The 19,503-nt window shown below is 71.6% G+C and carries 16 protein-coding genes; 11 read left to right on the top strand and 5 right to left on the bottom strand.

The window, feature by feature from the left end:
- The first annotated feature begins 12 nt into the window (after positions 1-12).
- From C8250_RS12205 to C8250_RS12190, 4 genes are all read left to right on the top strand, one after another.
- Complete coding sequence (locus C8250_RS12205; RefSeq protein ID WP_138354778.1) at positions 13-603, top strand: DUF3090 domain-containing protein; 591 nt, start codon at positions 13-15, stop codon at positions 601-603.
- Positions 567-1,469 (top strand): SCO1664 family protein, encoded by a 903-nt coding sequence (locus tag C8250_RS12200; protein ID WP_138354779.1) that lies wholly within the window; start codon positions 567-569, stop codon positions 1,467-1,469. The genes C8250_RS12205 and C8250_RS12200 overlap by 37 nt, the downstream gene beginning before the upstream one ends.
- A gap of 171 nt (positions 1,470-1,640) precedes the next feature.
- Entirely contained in the window at positions 1,641-2,870 is a 1,230-nt protein-coding gene (gene mshC, locus C8250_RS12195) for a cysteine--1-D-myo-inosityl 2-amino-2-deoxy-alpha-D-glucopyranoside ligase (protein ID WP_138354780.1), read from the top strand.
- Between the two features lie 281 nt (positions 2,871-3,151).
- Positions 3,152-6,160 (top strand): NPCBM/NEW2 domain-containing protein, encoded by a 3,009-nt coding sequence (locus C8250_RS12190; RefSeq protein ID WP_232486141.1) that lies wholly within the window; start codon positions 3,152-3,154, stop codon positions 6,158-6,160.
- Positions 6,161-6,243: 83 nt separating this feature from the next.
- Here the strand turns inward: C8250_RS12190 and C8250_RS12185 are convergent, their stop codons facing one another.
- On the bottom strand, positions 6,244-7,191 hold the full coding sequence (locus C8250_RS12185) for a PAC2 family protein (RefSeq protein WP_138354782.1): 948 nt from the start codon (positions 7,189-7,191) through the stop codon (positions 6,244-6,246).
- Positions 7,192-7,362: 171 nt separating this feature from the next.
- Entirely contained in the window at positions 7,363-8,385 is a 1,023-nt protein-coding gene (locus C8250_RS12180) for a hypothetical protein (protein ID WP_138354783.1), read from the bottom strand.
- 109 nt (positions 8,386-8,494) lie between these two features.
- Here C8250_RS12180 and C8250_RS12175 point away from each other — a divergent pair, with 109 nt between their 5' ends.
- The 6 genes from C8250_RS12175 (at position 8,495) to C8250_RS12150 (ending at position 15,539) form a co-directional block, all read left to right on the top strand.
- Complete coding sequence (locus C8250_RS12175) at positions 8,495-9,841, top strand: L-fuconate dehydratase (protein WP_138354784.1); 1,347 nt, start codon at positions 8,495-8,497, stop codon at positions 9,839-9,841.
- Complete coding sequence (locus tag C8250_RS12170) at positions 9,838-10,638, top strand: SDR family oxidoreductase (protein WP_138354785.1); 801 nt, start codon at positions 9,838-9,840, stop codon at positions 10,636-10,638. The genes C8250_RS12175 and C8250_RS12170 overlap by 4 nt, the downstream gene beginning before the upstream one ends.
- Before the next feature lie 187 nt (positions 10,639-10,825).
- Positions 10,826-11,878 (top strand): sugar ABC transporter substrate-binding protein, encoded by a 1,053-nt coding sequence (locus tag C8250_RS12165; RefSeq protein ID WP_138354786.1) that lies wholly within the window; start codon positions 10,826-10,828, stop codon positions 11,876-11,878.
- Positions 11,879-11,880: 2 nt separating this feature from the next.
- Positions 11,881-13,479 (top strand): sugar ABC transporter ATP-binding protein, encoded by a 1,599-nt coding sequence (locus C8250_RS12160; RefSeq protein ID WP_138354787.1) that lies wholly within the window; start codon positions 11,881-11,883, stop codon positions 13,477-13,479.
- The gene (locus C8250_RS12155) at positions 13,472-14,512 is read left to right on the top strand and encodes an ABC transporter permease (RefSeq protein WP_138354788.1); all 1,041 of its coding nucleotides are present in this window, start codon (positions 13,472-13,474) and stop codon (positions 14,510-14,512) included. The genes C8250_RS12160 and C8250_RS12155 overlap by 8 nt, the downstream gene beginning before the upstream one ends.
- A gap of 61 nt (positions 14,513-14,573) precedes the next feature.
- Entirely contained in the window at positions 14,574-15,539 is a 966-nt protein-coding gene (locus C8250_RS12150) for an aldo/keto reductase (RefSeq protein ID WP_138354789.1), read from the top strand.
- 6 nt (positions 15,540-15,545) lie between these two features.
- On the opposite strand, the gene C8250_RS12145 is transcribed toward C8250_RS12150, so the two are convergent.
- Positions 15,546-16,217 carry a FadR/GntR family transcriptional regulator gene (locus tag C8250_RS12145; RefSeq protein WP_138354790.1) on the bottom strand — a complete coding sequence of 224 codons (672 nt, stop codon included), beginning with the start codon at positions 16,215-16,217 and terminating at the stop codon, positions 15,546-15,548.
- Positions 16,218-16,336: 119 nt separating this feature from the next.
- Entirely contained in the window at positions 16,337-17,140 is an 804-nt protein-coding gene (locus C8250_RS12140; protein ID WP_203218432.1) for a helix-turn-helix domain-containing protein, read from the bottom strand.
- 74 nt (positions 17,141-17,214) lie between these two features.
- Between C8250_RS12140 and C8250_RS12135 the strand changes: the two genes are divergently transcribed.
- Entirely contained in the window at positions 17,215-17,790 is a 576-nt protein-coding gene (locus tag C8250_RS12135) for a TIGR03086 family metal-binding protein (protein WP_138354791.1), read from the top strand.
- Positions 17,791-17,890: 100 nt separating this feature from the next.
- On the opposite strand, the gene C8250_RS12130 is transcribed toward C8250_RS12135, so the two are convergent.
- The gene (locus tag C8250_RS12130) at positions 17,891-19,501 is read right to left on the bottom strand and encodes a glycerol-3-phosphate dehydrogenase/oxidase (protein WP_138354792.1); all 1,611 of its coding nucleotides are present in this window, start codon (positions 19,499-19,501) and stop codon (positions 17,891-17,893) included.
- Positions 19,502-19,503: the final 2 nt, after the last annotated feature.

Here is a 19,503-nt window from a genome sequence, read left to right as displayed (position 1 = left end):
ACGGAGCAGGACGTGCCCCGTCAGGTCTTCTTCTACGAACAACCGGACCGGTTCGTCGCCGGCACGGTCGGTGAGCCGGGCCAGCGCATCTTCTTCCTGCAGGCGACCGGCGCAGGCCGCACCACCAGCGTCGCCCTGGAGAAGACGCAGGTCGCGGCGCTGGCCGAACGGATCGACGAGCTGCTGGACGAGGTCGTTCGGCGGACCGGCGGCAGCACCGTCGTGCCCGCGGTCGCGCCGGGCGAACTGGCCGACACCGCGCCGCTCGACAGTCCCGTTGAGGAGGAGTTCCGGGTCGGCACCATGGCGCTGGCCTGGGACAGCACCCAGGAGCGCATGGTCCTGGAGGCCCAGGCGCTCGTCGAGGTCGAGCCCGACGCCGACGACGCCACCCTCGAAGCGGCCGAGGAGCTGCGCGAGGACGACGAGAACGGCCCGCCGCTGCTGCGGGTCCACCTGACCGGCGCGCAGGCCCGGTCCTTCGCCAAGCGGGCCCTGGACGTGGTCTCGGCGGGCCGTCCGCCGTGCCCGCTGTGCAGCCTGCCCCTGGACCCGGAAGGACACGTATGCCCGCGCCAGAACGGGTACCGGCGGGGGGCCTGACCGGCGACGCCGGTACGTCCGGCGATCCGGGTGACACCACCGGCCCGCCCGGCGGCCCGTCCGGCGCTGCCGGGGACGCCATGGAGCTGCTCACCCGCGGCGAGCTGACCGTGCGCGGGCGGCTGCGCGACGCCTCCAACGCCGTCCTGTACTGCGAGGTCGCCCTCGACGGCCGGACCGCCGAGTGCGTGTACAAGCCGGTCGCCGGGGAGCGCCCGCTGTGGGACTTCCCCGACGGCACCCTCGCCGAGCGCGAGGTGGCCGCGTACCTGGTCTCGGAGGCCACCGGCTGGAGCCTCGTACCACCGACGGTGCTGCGCGACGGCCCGTACGGCGAGGGCATGTGCCAGCTGTGGATCGACGAGGCCGACGAGGAGTCCGGCCAGGCGCCGGAGCTGCTGGCCCTGGTCGAGGAGGACGAGCCGGGCGAGGGCTGGAAGGCGGTCGTCCGGGCCGAGGTGGGCGGCGGCCGCACCGCGCTGCTGGTGCACGCCGACGACCCGCGGCTGCGCCGGATCGCCCTGCTGGACGCCGTGATCAACAACGCCGACCGCAAGGGCGGCCATCTGCTGCCCGCACCGGACGGCCGGCTCTACGGCATCGACCACGGCATCGCCTTCCACGCCGAGGACAAGCTGCGCACCCTCCTGTGGGGCTGGGCGGACGAACCGCTGCCCGAGGACGCCGTCGAGGTGCTCCGGCGCCTCACCGACGCCCTGAAGGGCGGGCTGGGCGCCCGGCTCGCGGAGCTGCTCACCGACGCCGAGGTGGCAGCGGTCGGCACCCGAGTGGCGGATCTGCTGCGCACCGGTCGCTACCCGCGGCCGAGCGGCCAGTGGCCGGCCATTCCCTGGCCGCCCGTCTAGGAGTCTCCAGCCGCAGGTCTGCCCTGCCGGCACAGCCGTCGGGCCGAGGACCCGGAGCCGACCCTCCCGGGCGGCGGCGCGCGGAAAAGTCAAGACGGCCAATCCGGCCCATCCGCACTCGTGCCTGCCGCCGGTTCGTTTCCGGAACCCACGTCCGGTTACGCTCATCTCATGTATGCCTGGCCCGCTTCCGACGTCCCTGCCCTTCCCGGCAGTGGCCGCGACCTCCGCCTCCACGACACCGCGACCGGTGGCCCGGTAACCCTGGACCCCGGTCCGGTCGCCCGCATCTATGTCTGCGGGATCACTCCCTATGACGCCACCCACATGGGGCACGCGGCCACCTACAACGCGTTCGACCTCGTGCAGCGCGTGTGGCTCGATACGAAGCGTCAGGTGCAGTACGTCCAAAACGTCACGGACGTCGACGATCCGCTCCTGGAGCGGGCCATCGCCAACGGAGACGACTGGACCGCGCTCGCCGAGCGTGAGACCGCCCTGTTCCGGGAGGACATGACCGCGCTGCGGATGCTCCCCCCGGCCCACTACATCGGCGCCGTCGAGGCCATACCCGGGATCGTCCCGCTGGTCGAACGGCTGCTGGAACTGGGTGCCGCCTACGAACTGGGTGGCGACACCTACTTCTCCGTCGACTCCGACCCGCACTTCGGCCAGGTCTCCCGGCTGGACGCGACCGCGATGCGGATCCTGTCCGCGGAGCGCGGCGGCGACCCGGACCGTCCCGGCAAGAAGAACCCGCTGGACCCGATGCTCTGGATGGCCGCCCGTGAGGGCGAGCCGAGCTGGGACGGCGCCTCCCTCGGCCGCGGCCGGCCCGGCTGGCACATCGAGTGTGTGGCCATCGCGCTGGACCACCTCGGGATGGGCTTCGACGTCCAGGGCGGCGGCTCCGACCTCGCCTTCCCGCACCACGAGATGGGCGCCTCGCACGCCCAGGTGCTCACCGGCGAGTTCCCGATGGCCAAGGCGTACGTGCACGCCGGCATGGTCGCCCTCAACGGCGAGAAGATGTCGAAGTCCAAGGGCAACCTGGTCTTCGTCTCCCAGCTGCGCCGTGACGGGGTCGACCCCGCCGCGATCCGGCTCTCGCTCCTCGCCCACCACTACCGCGCCGACTGGGAGTGGACGGACGGCGTGCTCGCCGACGCCGTCGAACGCCTCGCCCGCTGGCGCGCGGCGGTGTCCCGTCCCGACGGGCCGCCGGCCGAGGCGCTCGTCGAGGAGATCCGCGAGGCGCTCGCGAACGACCTGGACGCACCGGCCGCGCTCGCCGCGGTGGACCGCTGGGCCGCCTCGCAGGCCCTGTCCGGCGGCACGGACGAGGGAGCGCCCGGTGTGGTCTCCCGCGCGGTCGACGCACTCCTGGGCGTCGCCCTCTAACGACAGCCCGTACGACAGCTCGTAGCGCAACCGAACGGCCCCGGCGGATCGCCGCCGGGGCCGTTTCGTTGCGCCCGGCGGACAGCGGAACGGGGCCCGCCGCGCCGGAAGCGGTGACCCGGCACCCGACGGCCCTCTGGTCAGGAGCACGGCATCTGCGCTATACACGCTCGCAGTTGCTCATTTCTTGCTTCCAACTGCGCGCAGATGCAGCCGGAGAGGTGTTCATGCACAGGAATGCTCAAGAACATCGCAGAATGTCTGCGATGCCGCTGATGGTGATGCTGGGCCTGCTCGTGGCCCTCCTCGTCCCGGTACCGGGTACGGCGCACGCCGCCGCGCCCGCCGATACCACCGTCGGGAATCTGACCGGATTCTCCGCCGCCGGGCCCGTCTACCACCTGACGGCCGGCCAGGCCGAGGTCCGGGTCACCTTCGTGTCCGGGCAGACGTTCCGTGTGGAGCTCGCGCCCGACGGGAAGTTCAGCGACCCCACCGGCACCGACATCGTGCTGCCGCAGGGCGCCGCGCCGGCCACCCGGTGGCGGGACGCGGGTGACCGGTACGAGCTGAGTACCTCCCAGGTCACCCTGCGCGCGTACAAGTCCCCGCTGCGCTTCGCCCTCTACCGCGCCGACGGCACCAAGGTCTGGGCCGAGTCCAAGGGCCTGACGTGGAACGGCACCAGGACCACCCAGACCCTGGAGCGCGGCGCCACCGAGCAGTTCTACGGCGCCGGGATGCAGAACGGCCGCGGTAACACCTCGCACCGCGGCCAGACCGTCGAGGTCGGCGTCGACGACAACTGGAACGACGGCGGGCACCCCAACTCCGTCCCGTTCTACCTGTCCACGGCCGGCTACGGCGCCTTCCGCAACACCTATGCGCCCGGCACGTACGCCTTCACCGATCCGGTGGCGACGACCGAGCAGGAGAACCGCTTCGACGCGTACTACTTCGCCGGCCCGTCGGCCAAGGACGTCATCGGCCAGTACACCCAGCTGACCGGCCGCCCCTTCCTGCCGCCCGTGTACGGGCTCGAGGTCGGCGACTCCGACTGCTATCTGCACAACGCCAACCGGGGCGAGCGGCACACCCTGGACTCCCTCAAGGTCGCCGACGACTACGTCAAGAACGACATGCCGAACGGCTGGATGCTCGTCAACGACGGCTACGGCTGCGGCTACGAGAACCTCCCGCAGACCTCCGCCGGTCTCCAGGACCGCAAGATGAAGACCGGCCTGTGGACCGAGGACGGCATCGGCAAACTCGCCGACCAGGTCAAGGCCGGCCAGCGGATCGCCAAGCTCGACGTGGCCTGGGTCGGCGGCGGCTACAAGTTCGCCCTCGACGGCTGCAAGGACGCCTACCAGGGCATCGAGGACAACAGCGACGCCCGCGGCTTCACCTGGGCTCCCGAGAGCTGGTCGGGCGCGCAGCGCTGCGGCGTGCAGTGGTCGGGCGACCAGTCCGGCAGCTGGGAGTACATCCGCTGGCAGATCCCGACGTACGCGGGCGCCACGATGTCCGGGCTCGCCTACACCTCGGGTGACATCGACGGCATCTTCGGCGGCAGCCCCAAGACCTACACCCGCGACCTGGAGTGGAAGTCCTTCCTGCCGGCCGTGATGACGATGGACGGCTGGGCCGCGAACGACAAGCAGCCCTACCGGTACGGGGAGCCGTACACCTCCATCAACCGCCAGTACCTCAAGCTCAAGGAGTCGCTGCTGCCGTACACGTACTCCTACGCGGCCGAGGCGAACCGCACCGGGGTCGGCCAGGTGCGGCCGCTCGCGCTGGAGTACCCGGACGACCCGAAGGCGGCGTCCGACGCGGCGAAGTACGAGTTCCTGTCCGGCGAGGACTTCCTCGTGACGCCGGTCTACCAGGACACCGCGGTGCGCGACGGCATCTATCTGCCGAAGGGCACCTGGAGCGACTACTGGACCGGCCGCGTCTACCAGGGCCCGACCACGGTCAACGGCTACAGCGCGCCGCTGGGCACGCTGCCGCTGTTCGTCAAGGCCGGTGCCGCCGTGCCGATGTGGCCCGGCATCAGGTCCTACCAGGACCGCACCCCGGCCTCGCCGGTCGCCTGGGACGTCTACCCGCAGGGCACGTCGTCCTTCACGCTGTACGAGGACGACGGCGTCACCCGGCAGAGCCGGGCCGGGAAGTACGCGCGGCAGAAGGTCACCGTCAAGGCCCCGTCGTCCGGCGCGGGCGACGTGACCGTCGACGTCGGAGCCAGCAACGGAACCTTCCAGGGCAAGCAGACCGCCCGCCCGTACCAGTTCACCGTGCACACCGGTGACGCGCCTGCCGGTCTGCTGCTGGACGGGTCCGCGCTGCCGAAGTACACCTCCAAGGCCGCCTTCGACGCGGCCTCGCGCGGCTGGTGGTTCGACACGGCCGACCGGGGCGGCGTGGTGCAGGTCAAGACCCCGTCGCTGAGCACCGCGAAGGCGTTCTCCCTCCGGCTGCTGGGCGCGAGCGCGCTCGGCGGCAAGGCGCCGGGCAGCGCCGCCGTGGTGTCGTCGCCGCCGGCGCAGGAGGTCGGCGCGGGTGTGCCGGCCACCGTGCCGGTGGACGTGACGGCGGGCAGCAGGGACGCCACCGGAGTCCAGGTGACGCTGAAGGCGCCGGCCGGCTGGTCGGTGACCGCCCCTGCGCCGGTGGGCCGCATTCCCGCCGGGACGACCCGGAGGGTCCAGGTCACCGTCACCCCGCCGCAGAACGCGGCACCGGGGGAGGCGGTGCTGACGGCCTCCGCCGCCTACCGGACGGGCGGGCAGGCCCGGGTGACGGCGCAGCCGTTCGCGGTCTCCGCGATGCCGCCGCCACCGGTGGCCGACACCTGGGCGAGCGACATGGTGTGGCTGAGCGAGGGGAACGGCTACGGGCCGCCCGAACGCGATCGCAGCAACGGGGAGTCGGGCGCCGAGGACGGTCATCCGATCACCCTGGCGGGCACGGTCTACCCCAAGGGGATCGGCGCCCACGCCGACTCCGACATCGAGCTCTACACCGGCGGCCGCTGCACCCGCTTCACCGCGGACGCCGGGATCGACGACGAGATCAACGGCTATGGGGAGGTGGCCTTCTCGGTCGAGGCCGACGGCAAGGTGCTGTGGACCTCGCCCAAGGTGACGGGCGCCTCCGCGACCGTGCCGGTGGACGTCCCGCTCGGCGGGGCGCGCCACGTCCGTCTGAAGATCACCGACACCAACGGTTCCAAGAGCGGTGACCACGGGGACTGGGCCGCGGCGAAGTTCAGCTGCGCCTGACCCGTCGGGACCCCGTGACGGACGACCGCCGGCCGGATGCGCAGCGCGCACCCGGCCGGCGGCCGGTCGTCCCGCGTACCGGGCTACTCGTCGTCGGAGTCGTCCGGTTCGGGCTCCTCCTTGGCGGCGCCCCGGGCGGGGTGCGGTCCCGATGAGGTGTCCCTGAGGTAGGGATGGGCCTCGCCGGTGTCGGGGTCGCGGCGCCGCAGATAGCGCTCGAACTCCTTGGCGATGGCCTCGCCCGACGCCTCCGGCAGTTCGACGGTGTCGCGGGCCTCCTCCAACGTCTGTACGTACTCGGCGACTTCGCTGTCCTCGGCCGCGAGCTGGTCCACCCCGACCTGCCAGGCGCGCGCGTCCTCCGGCAGTTCGCCGAGCGGGATCCGCACATCGAGCAGATCCTCCAGGCGGTTGAGGAGGGCGAGCGTCGCCTTGGGGTTCGGCGGCTGCGACACGTAGTGCGGGACGGCGGCCCACAGGCTGACCGCCGGGATGCCGGCGTGCGTGCACGCCTCCTGCAGGATGCCGACGATGCCGGTCGGGCCCTCGTAGCGGGACTCCTCCAGGTTCAGGGCGACGGCCAGGTCCGCGTCGGAGGTCACTCCGGTGACGGGGACCGGGCGGGTGTGCGGGGTGTCGCCCAGCAGCGCGCCCAGCACGACGACCATCTCCACGCCGAGTTCATGGGCGAAGCCCAGGATCTCGTTGCAGAACGAGCGCCAGCGCATGCTCGGCTCGATGCCGCGGACCAGGACGAGGTCACGGGGCCGGGGGTTCTGGACGCGGACCACCGACAGCCGCGTGGTCGGCCAGGTGATCTTGCGTACCCCGGCGTCCAGCCAGACGGTCGGCCGGTTGACCTGGAAGTCGTAGTAGTCCTCGGCGTCCAGTGCCGCGAAGACTTCCCCCTTGAATTCCCGGTCCATGTGGCCGACCGCGGTGGAGGCTGCGTCGCCGGCGTCGTTCCAGCCCTCGAACGCGGCCACCATGACCGGGTCGATCAGCTCGGGTACTCCCTCGAGCTCGATCACCCAGCGCCTCCTTCCGGCCGGAGGGGGCGAGGCCGTCCCCTGCCGGCTGCTGTTCGTGTCAGTGCGGGACCAGCCTACGGCTTACGGAGGCCCTCTCCGCAGCCCTCGTACCAGGATGATCCCCACGGTCATCGCACGTACGCGTCCGGTCACGATCCGCTCCCGCGGCGGTCAGCGCCCGCCCCATCCGGACCGGTACGCGGCCCAGTCGCCGGGGGTCGCGGCGTAGTCCACGTAGAGCGCCATGCCGAAGGCCTCGCGGTCCTTTCCGTGCCTGGCCAGACCCAGTCGCGCGCCGCGCACGGCGGCCGTGACGGTCTCGGCGGAGGGATGGTGTCCGCTCGTGCTGGTGTGGTAGCCGGGCAGCCCCATGATCAGGTCGGTGCCGGCCGGGGTGACCTCCAGGGCGAGGGCGGTCTGCTGGGCGAGGTAACCCCCGAACAGGCTTTCCAGTGGCATCGCCGAGTCGTACGCCATCACCGCGACCTGGTCGACGCGGCGGGCGACCTCGGCGAAGTACTTCTGCGACCACCACTTGGGATGGTCGAACATCGACAGCGCGATGGTGTGCAGTCCCGGCAGCGGATCGATCTGGTGGGTGGCCACCGACAGCGCGGCGCCGTGCGCCGAAGTCGTGGCGCGCAACCGGTCCAGGATGTCCAGGAAGTCCTTGTCACCGGAGTAGTTGGGCTCCAGATCGAGGTGGACGCCGTCGAATCCGGCGGCCAGCACCTGCTGACCGCTGGCCTGGATGCGGGCGCGGGTGGCCTCGTCGGGCAGGTGCAGCCCGTCGTCCCCGTTGTGGTGCGCGATGACGTTGCCGAGCCAGGCCTGCACCCGGACGCCCGGCAGGATCCGGTGGACCTCGCCGATCAGCCAGGCCGCGCCCGGGTAGAGCGTCGGATCGAGACTGCCGTTCTGCTCCAGCGGTCCGGTGTGCACATAGAGGTCCCGGATCCCGGTGCCCTGGGCCTGGACGCGCAGGGCTTCGAGGTCGGCCGCGGTGTGCCGGCCGTCGACCCAGGCGTGCCCGAGCCAGACCGCGTCATGCCCCCGGGTGCGGCCCGCCGCGCCGGGATCCCCGGCGTATTCGAGCCGCAGCGCGATGGCCACGGCCACCACGGGGACCAGGAGCACCACAGCGGTCACCAGCGCCCCACGACGCAGCCATTTCAGGAGTCTCTCGCGAGACATCCGATCTGTCTTCCACAAAGTTGGCTCTACCCCCTGGACTTCGCGAGGTTTTCGGCGCTATACATCGGTTGTTCGAAAAAAGATCCGATGTCTCACGACGGGGGTGTACATGAGTCCGACCATTACCGAGGTCGACGTCTACGACATACGCTTCCCGACCTCGGAGCAGCTCGACGGCTCGGACGCCATGAACCCCGACCCCGACTACTCCGCCGCCTACGTAGTTCTGCGCACCGATGACCCCGACGGCCTGGAGGGGCACGGCTTCTGCTTCACGATCGGCCGCGGCAACGATGTCACCGCCGCCGCGATCCGCTCCCTGCGACCCTATGTACTGGGACGCGGCGTGGACAGTATTACCGGTGATCTTGGCGGACTCCACCGGGAACTGACCCATGACTCGCAGCTGCGCTGGCTGGGCCCGGAGAAGGGCGTCATGCACATGGCGGCCGGCGCCGTCATCAACGCGGCCTGGGACCTGGCGGCCAAGCGGGCCGGCCAGCCGGTCTGGGAGTTCCTCGCCTCGATGAGCCCGGAACAGATCGTGGACATGGTCGACTTCCGCTATCTGACCGACGCGCTCACCCGCGAGGAGGCGCTGGACATCCTGCGCGCCGCGGAACCCGGCCGGGCCGCACGGGCCGCGCTGCTGCGCGACCGCGGCTACCCCGCGTACACCACCTCACCGGGATGGCTCGGCTACTCCGACGAGAAGCTCGCCCGGCTGTCCAAGGAAGCCGTCGCCGACGGCTTCCACCAGATCAAGCTCAAGGTCGGCGCCGATCTCGGCGACGACCTGCGCCGGATGCGGATCGCCCGCGAGGCCGTCGGCCCGGACATCCGGATCGCCGTCGACGCCAACCAGCGCTGGGACGTCTCCGCCGCGCTGGAGTGGATGAAGGCCCTGGCCGCCTACGACCCGTACTGGATCGAGGAACCCACCAGCCCGGACGACATCCTCGCGCACGCCGCGGTACGCGCCGGGCAGCCCGTCAAGGTCGCCACCGGTGAACACGCCGCCAACCGCGTCATGTTCAAGCAGCTGCTGCAGGCCGGCGCCGTGGACTTCGTCCAGATCGACGCGGCCCGCGTCGCCGGGGTCAACGAGAACATCGCGATCCTGCTGCTGGCCGCCAAGTTCGGGGTGCCGGTCTGCCCGCACGCGGGCGGTGTCGGCCTGTGCGAGCTCGTGCAGCACCTGGCGATGTTCGACTACGTCGCCGTCTCCGGGAGCTGGGACGACCGGGTCATCGAATACGTGGACCACCTCCACGAGCACTTCGAGGACCCCGTCGTCATCGACCACGGCCGCTACCGCGCCCCCGCCCGTCCCGGCTTCTCCGCCCGGATGAAACCCCGATCCATCGCCGACCACCGCTACCCGGAAGGCCCGGTCTGGCAGGCCCGGCAGGAGGACCGCACTGTTTCGCAGGCCCGCCAGGAAGGATCCGCATGAACAACATCCAAGACCGTGAGTTGCGGGGGCTCACCGCCCTCGTGACCGGCGGCGCCTCCGGCATCGGCGCCGCCACCGCCGCCCTGCTCACCGCGCGCGGCGCGCGCGTCGCCGTCCTGGACCGCGATCCCGCGGGAGCGCCGCCCGGCACCCTGGCCGTCACGGCGGACGTCGCCGACGGCCCCGCGGTACGGGCCGCGGTCGCCGAGGCCGTCGGACTCCTCGGCGGCCTGCACATCCTCGTCAACAACGCGGGGATCGGCGCGATCGGCACCGTCGAGGAGAACGACGACGACGAATGGCTCCGCGTCCTGGACATCAACGTCCTCGGCATGGTGCGCACCGCGCGGGCCGCGCTGCCGCACCTGCGGGCCGCCGCCGCGGACCGCCCCGGCTGTGTGTCCATCACCAACACCTGCTCCATCGCGGCGACCGCGGGACTTCCGCAGCGCGCCCTGTACAGCGCCAGCAAGGGCGCGGTGCTCTCGCTGACGCTCGCGATGGCCGCCGACCACGTCCGCGAGGGCGTACGCGTGAACTGCGTGAATCCCGGTACCGCCGACACCCCCTGGATCGGCAGACTGCTCGACCGTGCCGATGATCCGGCCGCCGAGCGCGCCGCACTGAACGCCCGGCAACCGCTGGGCCGCCTCGTCGCCGCCGACGAGGTCGCCGCGGCCATCGCCTACCTGGCGAGCCCCGCCGCCGGGAGCGTCACCGGGACGGCACTGGCCGTCGACGGTGGCATGCAAGGACTGAGACTCCGCCCCACCCCCCAACGCCCTGGGGGGCAATAGGGAGCGGGCTCCCGGTGTCCTGCGACTCCGGCTCCGGCGTTGTCGTCGGTCGACGACGCTCCGCGTCGCCTCCCTCCTCCGCCTTGGATCCGAAGCCGCAGGACACCGCTCGCTGATCCACTCCCCATCGCCTCCCAGGGCGTAAGCATTCCGAGCCGCTACACACCAAGAAGGGCAGGACTCGACGATGAGACTGCGGCAGCGTTCCCTCACGAGCACCATGGTCACGGCGTGCGCGGCACTCCTCGCGGTCACCGCCGTCGCCGGCTGCAATCGCGGCAGCGACGACAAGGCGGGCACCTCGGGCAAGGTCGGTATCGACCTGCCGCGTGCCGACAGCGATTTCTGGAACTCGTACCAGCAGTACATCGAGAAGGGCGTGAAGGACGGGGTCGTCTCCGCACTGCCGCGCAGCAACTCGCAGAACGACATCACCAAGCTCGTCGCGAACACCCAGACCTTCACCGACCAGGGCGCCAAGGCGGTGGTGATGGCCCCGCAGGACACCGGCGCCATCGCCTCCACCCTGGAACGCCTGGCGGACAAGAAGATCCCGGTCATCAGCGTCGACACCCGCCCCGACAAGGGCGACGTCTACATGGTGGTGCGCGCCGACAACAAGGCGTACGGGCAGAAGGCGTGCGAATACCTCGGCCAGCAGCTCGCCGGCAAGGGCAAGGTCGTCGAGTTCCAGGGCGCGCTCGACTCCATCAACGGGCGGGACCGCTCGGAGGCGTTCGCGTCCTGCATGAAGGAGAAGTTCCCGAACATCAAGGTCATCGAGCTGGCCACCGACTGGAAGGGCGATGTCGCCTCCTCCAAGCTGCAGGCCACCCTCGCCTCGGACCCGGACATCAACGGCATCTACATGCAGGCCGGCGGCGTCTTCCTGCAGCCCACCCTCGCCCTGCTGGAGCAGAAGCACCTGCTCAAGCCGCCGGGCACGGCAGGCCACATCACCATCATCTCCAACGACGGGATCCCCGAGGAGCTGAAGGCGATCCGCGAGGGCAAGATCGACGCGACGGTCTCGCAGCCCGCCGACCTCTACGCCAAGTACGCGCTCTTCTACGCGAAGGCCGCGCTGGACGGCAAGACGTTCCAGCCCGGTCCGACCGACCACGGCTCCAACATCATCAAGATCCCGAACGGTCTGGAGGACCAGCTGCCCGCCCCGCTCGTCACCAAGAGCAACGTGGACGACGCCGCGCTGTGGGCCAACCAGCTCGGAAAGAGCTGACCATGTCCCAGGCACCAGCCAAGGAACTCCCCCGCCAGGAGCCGGCGGCCGGGGCACCGCCGCCGGCCGTGCACGCCGAGGGCGTCGTCAAGCGCTTCGGGCCGACCGTCGCGCTCGACCGGGTGCGGCTGACGGTGCAGGCCGGCGAGTCCCACGCGCTCGTCGGCCGCAACGGCGCCGGCAAGTCCACCCTCGTCTCCGTACTGACCGGGCTGCACGCCCCGGACGCGGGCTCCGTCGCCTTCCAGGGCGAGGCGGCGCCCGCGTTCGGGGACACCACCGCCTGGCAGTCGAAGGTCGCCTGCGTCTACCAGAAGTCCATGGTCGTCCCGGATCTGACCGTCGCGGAGAACCTCTTCCTGAACCGGTACGGCCTCGCGGCCGGCCGCTTCGGGGAGGGCCGGATCCGCTGGCCGAAGCTGCGCCAGCGGGCCCGTGACCTGCTCGCCGAGTATGGCGTCGAGGTCGATCCGGCGGCGCGCGCCAAGGATCTGACCGTCGAGCAGCGGCAGTTCGTGGAGATCGCGCGAGCGCTGTCCTTCGGCGCCCGCTTCATCATCCTCGACGAGCCGACCGCCCAGCTCGACGCGGCGGGTATCGAGCGGCTCTTCGCCCGGCTGCGCGAACTGCAGCGGCAGGGCGTCGCCTTCCTGTTCATCTCCCACCACCTCCAGGAGGTGTACGACCTGTGCACCACCGTCACCGTCTACCGTGACGCCCGGCATGTGCTCACCGCGCCCGTCGCGGAGCTGGGCAAGGCCGACCTGGTGCAGGCGATGACCGGGGACTCGGCGCAGTCCGCCACCGCCTGGCAGGCGGGCGCCACGGTGCGGCGGGAGGACGAACCCGTGCTGCGCGCCGAGGGGCTGGCGCTCGACGGCGCCTACCGGGCCATCGACTTCACCGTGCGCCCCGGCGAGGTGCTCGGCCTGGCCGGGGCGACCGCCAGCGGCAACACGGCGCTGGGGGAGACCCTGGTGGGGCTCCGCAAGCCCACCGCCGGCCGGACCGTCGTCGCGGGCCGGACCGTACGGCCGGGGAGCGTGCCGCACGCGCTCGGCGCCGGGATCGGCTACGTGCCGGAGGACCGGCACCGGCAGGGGCTGGTGCCGGGCCGCAGCGTCGCGGAGAACGCGACGCTCACCGTCACGGACCAGCTCGGCCCGTACGGCACCGTGCTGCCCTCCCGCACCCGGGAGTTCGCGCAGTCGATGATCGACTCGCTGGACATCAAGACCTCGGGACCCGGCCAGTCGGTCTCCGACCTGTCCGGCGGCAACCAGCAGAAGGTCGTCATCGCGCGGGCACTGGCCCGCAAACCGCGGGTGCTGGTGGCGATCAGGCCGACCGCGGGCGTCGACGTCAAGTCCAAGGACTCCCTGCTCGGTGTGGTGCGGGAGGTGGCGGACAGCGGGAACGCCGCGGTCATCGTCTCCGACGAGCTGGACGACCTGCGGGTCTGCGACCGCGTACTGGCCCTGTTCCACGGGCGGGTGATCGCCGAGTTCGACAGCGGATGGACCGACAGGGACGTGGTCTCCGCGATGGAAGGACTGCCCGTGACCCCGGGCGGCCGTAAGGGAGACGACGAAGATGAGTGACACCACCCAGCTGACCGTGGAGCCGGTCGGCACCTCCAAGACGCGCCGGCCGGGAGGTCTGAGCTTCCAGCTGGCCCGCTACCGGGACCTGTCGCTGATCCCGGTGCTGCTGGTGCTGTGCGTGATCGGCTTCATCGTCTCGCCGGCCTTCCTGACCTCCGACAACCTGATCGGTGTCGCCCAGCAGTCCACCGAACTGAGCCTGCTGGTGCTGGCCGAGGCGCTCATCCTCATCAGCGGCCGGATGGACCTGTCGCTGGAATCCACCATCGGCGTGGCCCCGGTCATCGCCATGTGGCTGGTGCTGCCCTCGTCGGGCCCCGCGACCTTCCACGGTCTGGGCGTACTGCCGTCCTGGACCGCGATCCCGGTCTGCCTGGCGGTCGGCGTGGTGATCGGCGGCATCAACGGCTTCCTCATCCTCAAGCTGCGTGTCAACGGCTTCATCGCCACGCTCGGGATGCTCACCATGCTGCGCGGCCTCCAGATCGGGGTGGCCGAGGGCAAGTCGATCGTCAACGTGCCGGAGTCCTTCGCCTACCTCGGCAAGGCCTCCTGGTTCGGCGCGCCCGCCGCCATCTGGATCTGCCTGGTGCTCTTCGCGGTCGGCGGCCTGGCCCTCGGCTATCTGCGGCACGGCCGGGCGCTCTACGCGATCGGCGGGAACACCGAGGCGGCGCGCGCCGCCGGTATCCGCGTGGACCGCATCACCTGGATCGTGCTCGGGCTCGGCGGGCTGCTCGCCGCGTTCGCCGGAATCCTGTACACCGGCCACTACGGATCGGTCTCGGCCAGCCAGGGCAACGGCTGGATCTTCCAGGTGTTCGCCGCCACCGTCATCGGGGGCGTCAGCCTCAACGGCGGGCGGGGCACCCTCTTCGGGGCGCTGACCGGGGTGCTCACCCTGCAGCTGGTCGTCAATGTGATGACGCTGGGCGGTGTGCCCCCGCTGTGGAACCAGTTCCTCAACGGCGCGATCATCATCGTGGCGCTGATCATCTCCCGCTTCGCGAGCGGCGAGAAACAGGACTGACCGACCGACTGACCGACCGACTGACCGACCGGCCGGCCGACGCGACGACAAGGACCGACACATGCCCGTACCGCCACTGCCCCGCCTGGGCCTCGGCTGCGCGCCGCTGGGCAATCTGTACCGGGCCATGCCGGACGCGACCGCGGCCGCCGTCACGGCGGCCGCCCTCGACCTCGGCTGCGGCTACCTCGACACCGCCCCGCACTACGGCCTCGGCCTGTCGGAGGAGCGCCTCGGCCGGGCGCTCGCCGGCCGGCCGCGCTCCTCGTACGTGCTGTCCACCAAGGTCGGCCGCCGGCTGCGGCCGCTGGCCCCGGGGGAGCGGACCGACGGCCAGGGCTTCGTCGACACCCCGGCCCGCGCCCGTGAGTGGGACTTCACCGCCGACGGGATCCGGGCCACGCTGGAGGGTTCCCTGGAGCGGCTCGGCACCGACGATGTCGACATCGTCTATCTGCACGATGTCGAGGACCACCTGCCGGAGGTCTACGCGACCGGCTTCCCCGCGCTCGCCGCGCTGCGCGACGAGGGCCTGGTGGGAGCCATCGGCTTCGGCATGAACGACAGCGGGGTGCTCGCGCGGCTCGTCGCCGACCTCGACGTCGACGTGGTGCTCTGCGCCGGCCGCTGGACCCTGCTGGAGCGCACCGCGTACGACGACCTGCTGCCGGTGTGCGCCGAGCGCTCCACCGCCGTGGTCGTCGGCGGCGTCTACAACTCCGGGCTGCTCGCCGACCCCCGGCCCGGCGCCCCGTACAACTACGCGGCGGCGCCGCCCGAGCTGGTGCGCCGGGCCCTCGACATCGCGGCCGTCTGCGCGGAGTTCGGTGTCCCGCTGCGGGCGGCCGCGCTGCGCTTCCCGTTCGGGCACCCGTCGGTGGTCTCCGCGGTCGTCGGCGCGGCGAGCCCGGAGGAGGTCCGGGACAACGCCGCGCTCTTCACGTACGAGATCCCCGACGGGCTGTGGAGCGCCCTCGTGGAGCGCGGACTGCTCGACGAGGACATCCCGCTGCCCGCGCCCGTCTGACGCGTCCTACAGCGTGGAGCGCAGCCACTGCTCGACGCTCGCGATGTGCACGGTCGCCCAGGAGCGGGCGGCCTCCGCGTCACGGTCGCGCAGCGCGGACAGGATCGCCTGGTGCTCGTGCAGGGTGCGGCTCACCGCGTCCTGCTGGGTGAGGCCGCGCCAGACGCGGGCCCGGGTGGTCGGCCCGGACAGCCCGTCGAGCAGCGAGCAGAGCACCGAGTTCCCCGACGCCTGCACGATGCCGCGGTGGAACTCCAGGTCGGAGGCGACCAGTTCCTCGACGGAGGGCTCGGGGCCGAGCGCGTCCAGCTTCCCCTGGAGCACGTCGAGTTCCGGCCCCGGGATGCGCAGCGCCGCCATCGCGGTCGCGGCCGGCTCCAGGATCCGCCGGACGGCCAGGAACTCCAGCACGGTGTCGTCGCGGTGGAAGTCCACCACGAAGCTCATCGCCTCCAGCAGCAGCTGTGGATCCAGGCTCGTCACATAGGTGCCGTCGCCCTGCCGCACATCCAGGATCCGGATCAGCGACAGCGCCCGCACCGCCTCGCGCAGCGAATTGCGCGAAAGCCCCAGCTCAGCCGCGAGCTCGCTCTCCTTCGGCAGCCGGTCGCCGGGCCGCAGCGCCCCTGAGACGATCATTTCCTTGATCTTCTCGATCGCCTCGTCGGTGACCGCCATCGCGACCTCCCCCTGTCCTTGTCCCGCTACCCGCCGCCAGACCTCCGATGTATCCGGCCATTATGCCCCCGGACGGGCCGGCGCGCGGACTCCCTGCGCAGACGGTCTCCGGCTCCGGCCTACTCGCCCGCGTAACGGGCCGGGGAGGCGCCCACCGTGGCGGTGAAGTCCCGGGTCAGGTGGGACTGGTCGCTGTAGCCGAGGTCGGCGGCGAGGGCCGCCCAGTCGATGCCCACGCCCTGGTCGGCACGGGCGGCGGCCTCGTGCAGCCGGGCCCGGCGCAGCACCCACTTGGGGCTGGCGCCGACATGTTCGGCGAAGAGCCGCTGGAGTCTGCGGACGGAGACTCCGAGGTCGTCCGCGACCTCGTCGACGCGGAACAGGGAGGGGGAGGCGGTGATCCGCTCCACCATGGCGGCGACCTCCGCCGTGACCGGGTCAGGGGCCGCGTCCGGGCCGGGGAGCAGGCTCAGGAGGAGCGATTCCGCGGTGGCGGTCATGGTGGATACGTCGGACGCCCCGAGGATCGTCCGCTCCGCGGTGGTGACGGCGGGCCCGAACAGCTCCGCGGCGGGCACCGACCGGTCGGTGAGGTCCGCGACCGGCGACCCCAGCAGCGGGCGGAAACCGCCGGGCCGGAACTTGATGCCCAGCACCTGGCCGCGGTCGCGCAACACCCGGGTGAAGACCCCGCGCTGCACCCCGTAGACCGCGGTCTCGGGCTTCTCGAAGACCAGATGCACATTGGGGTGCGAGAGGACCTTCTGCTCGTGCGGCGGCCGGCCGCGCAGATCCCAGCGCACGATCCAGTAGAACTCCACGTACGGGGCGACGGCCTCGGCCGGCTCCTCCCGCAGCAGTTCGAACTGGGTGGCCGCCACGGCGGGACGCAGCACTCCCCGCCCCATCTCCGGGGTCGTCATCCGGCCAGCCTAGGACCTCTGAGCTGTCGCGTTTGTTCAATACGGGCCCCGGCCGCGGATCTACCGTGGGATTCATGAACATTCATCCGCAGCTGGTCCGCAGCGCCGCAGAAGCCGCCCGTATCGCCCGCACCATCACGCCGGAACACCTCACCGCGCCGACCCCGTGCCCGGAGTTCGACGCCCGCACGCTGATCAACCACTGGGTGCTCTACACCTCCCACGGCCTGGAGCACCGCGCCTTGCGCACCACCCTCCCCGAGGAGCTCACCGAGCACGACTTCACCGCGGACCCGGAGTGGGCCGAGGCGTACGCGGCGCAGCTCGACCGCGCGCTCGCCGCCTGGGCCCGGCCCGAGGCGTGGGAGGGCGGTATCGACATGGGCGGGGCCGAGATGCCCGCCGCCGACATCGCCGCGATGCTCCTGCTCGAGCTGGTGCTGCACGGCTGGGACGTCGCGAAGACCGTCGGCCAGGAGTTCCGCACCGACGAGGAGACCGCCGCCGTGGTGCTCGCCGCCGTCGAGCAGCAGGCCGAGATGTACCGCCAGTACAAGGGCTTCGCCGAACCCGTCGAACTCACCGGCCCGGCCACCGATCTCGAACGCGCCCTCGCGCTCTCCGGCCGCGACCCGCATTGGAGCGCATGATCCGCGGACCGGGCGGCGCGACGCGCGAACGGCCGGGCGAACGGGGAATCCCCGCTCACCCGGCCGTTCCGCTGCCGTGTGCCGTGTACCGCCGGACGGATCAGGCCCTTCGGGCCAGCATGTCCTCGACCCGGGTCCTGACGGCCTCGGTGTCCAGACCGCGCACCGTCAGCGTGGTGCGGCGGCGCAGCACGTCGTCGGCCGTCTGGGCCCACTCGTGGTCGCGGGCGTACACGACCTGCGCCCAGATCTCCGGGCCGTCCTCGTGGATCCGCTCACCGAGCGTCGGGTCCTCGTTGACGAGCCGGGCGATGTCGAACGACAGCGACCCGTAGTGGCTCGCGAGGTGACGCGCCGTCAGCGGGTCCATCCGCATGCCCGGGTCGCGGTCCACCAGCAGCCGGTGGGCGACCGCGTTCGGGTTGGCGAGGCCCGGCAGCGGCATCCGCCGGGGGAGCAGCTTCTGCGGCTCCATGTCCTCGCCGAGCGGCCCGCCGGGCAGCTTCGCGAGCTTGTTCATCACCGTGCGGCCGATGTGCCGGTAGGTGGTCCACTTGCCGCCCGCCACCGACAGCATCCCGCCGCGGCCCTCGGAGACGACCGTCTCCCGCTTGGCGGACTCGACGCCGCCGGGCCCGCCCGGCAGCACCCGCAGCCCGGCGAAGGCGTAGGTGATGAGGTCCCGGTCCAGGTGCTCGTCCTTCACGGAGAACGCGGCCTCGTCCAGGATCTGCTGGATGTCGGCCTCGGTCGCCCGGACGTCCGCCGGGTCGCCGGTGTACTCCTCGTCCGTGGTGCCCAGCAGCAGCTGGTCCTCCCACGGCAGGGCGAAGGTGATGCGGTACTTGTCGATCGGGGTGGCCATGGCGGCCTTCCACGGCACCTTCCGCTTCATCACCACATGCGCGCCCTTGGACAGCCGGATGCTGGGCGAGGAGCCCTTGTCCTCCATCGTCCGCAGGTGGTCGACCCACGGCCCGGTGGCGTTGAGCACCAGCCGGGCGCTCACCCCGAACTCCGTCCCGTCCAGCTTGTCGCGCAGCTCCGCGCCGGTGACCTTGCCGTGCGTGAAGCGCAGCCCCGTCACCTCGGCGTGGTTCAGCACCACGGCACCGGACTCCACGGCCGCGCGGACCGTCATGACGGCCATCCGCGAGTCGTTCATCTGGTGGTCGTGGTAGACCGCGACGGCTTTGAGGTTCGCCGTGCGCAGGCCCGGGTTGTCGGCCACGGCCTTCGCCGGGGAGATGACCCGGCCGACACCGTCACCGAAGGCGGACAGCGCCGAGTACGCGAAGACCCCCGCACCGAGCTTGGCGGCGCCGTGCGGGCCGCCCTTGTACACCGGCAGGTAGAACGTGAGCGGGTTGACCAGGTGCGGAGCCACGTCCTTGGCCAGCACCCGCCGCTCGTGGTGGTTCTCGGCGACCAGCTTGACCGAGCCGGTCTGCAGGTAGCGCAGCCCGCCGTGGACGAGCTTGGAGGATGCCGACGAGGTGGCGCCGGCGAAGTCGCCGGCGTCCACCATCGCGACCCGCAGCCCGGACTGCGCGGCGTGCCAGGCGACCGAGGTGCCGAGGATGCCGCCGCCGATCACCAGTAGGTCGTACGTGGCGTGGCTGAGCAGCTCCCTGGTCTCGGATCGGCTGGGGTCGGTGCCGGCGGTCGGGTGCGTCCCGAGGGTGGGGACGCTCTGCAGGGTGGAAGACATTC

Origin of the sequence: Streptomyces sp. So13.3 (assembly GCF_005860785.2) — a bacterium.
Classification (GTDB): Bacteria; Actinomycetota; Actinomycetes; order Streptomycetales; family Streptomycetaceae; genus Actinacidiphila; species Actinacidiphila fildesensis.
This window is presented reverse-complemented; position numbering and strand designations above follow the sequence as displayed.

Excerpts from the sequence above, each read along its gene's own strand:
- C8250_RS12200 (WP_138354779.1), top strand. The coding sequence starts at position 567 with ATGCCCGCGCCAGAACGGGTACCGGCGGGGGGCCTGACCGGCGACGCC.
- mshC (WP_138354780.1), top strand. The coding sequence starts at position 1,641 with ATGTATGCCTGGCCCGCTTCCGACGTCCCTGCCCTTCCCGGCAGTGGC.
- C8250_RS12190 (WP_232486141.1), top strand. The coding sequence starts at position 3,152 with ATGCTGGGCCTGCTCGTGGCCCTCCTCGTCCCGGTACCGGGTACGGCG.
- C8250_RS12180 (WP_138354783.1), bottom strand. The coding sequence starts at position 8,385 with ATGTCTCGCGAGAGACTCCTGAAATGGCTGCGTCGTGGGGCGCTGGTG.
- C8250_RS12175 (WP_138354784.1), top strand. The coding sequence starts at position 8,495 with ATGAGTCCGACCATTACCGAGGTCGACGTCTACGACATACGCTTCCCG.
- C8250_RS12170 (WP_138354785.1), top strand. The coding sequence starts at position 9,838 with ATGAACAACATCCAAGACCGTGAGTTGCGGGGGCTCACCGCCCTCGTG.
- C8250_RS12165 (WP_138354786.1), top strand. The coding sequence starts at position 10,826 with ATGAGACTGCGGCAGCGTTCCCTCACGAGCACCATGGTCACGGCGTGC.
- C8250_RS12160 (WP_138354787.1), top strand. The coding sequence starts at position 11,881 with ATGTCCCAGGCACCAGCCAAGGAACTCCCCCGCCAGGAGCCGGCGGCC.
- C8250_RS12155 (WP_138354788.1), top strand. The coding sequence starts at position 13,472 with ATGAGTGACACCACCCAGCTGACCGTGGAGCCGGTCGGCACCTCCAAG.
- C8250_RS12150 (WP_138354789.1), top strand. The coding sequence starts at position 14,574 with ATGCCCGTACCGCCACTGCCCCGCCTGGGCCTCGGCTGCGCGCCGCTG.
- C8250_RS12145 (WP_138354790.1), bottom strand. The coding sequence starts at position 16,217 with ATGGCGGTCACCGACGAGGCGATCGAGAAGATCAAGGAAATGATCGTC.
- C8250_RS12140 (WP_203218432.1), bottom strand. The coding sequence starts at position 17,140 with ATGACGACCCCGGAGATGGGGCGGGGAGTGCTGCGTCCCGCCGTGGCG.
- C8250_RS12135 (WP_138354791.1), top strand. The coding sequence starts at position 17,215 with ATGAACATTCATCCGCAGCTGGTCCGCAGCGCCGCAGAAGCCGCCCGT.
- C8250_RS12130 (WP_138354792.1), bottom strand. The coding sequence starts at position 19,501 with ATGTCTTCCACCCTGCAGAGCGTCCCCACCCTCGGGACGCACCCGACC.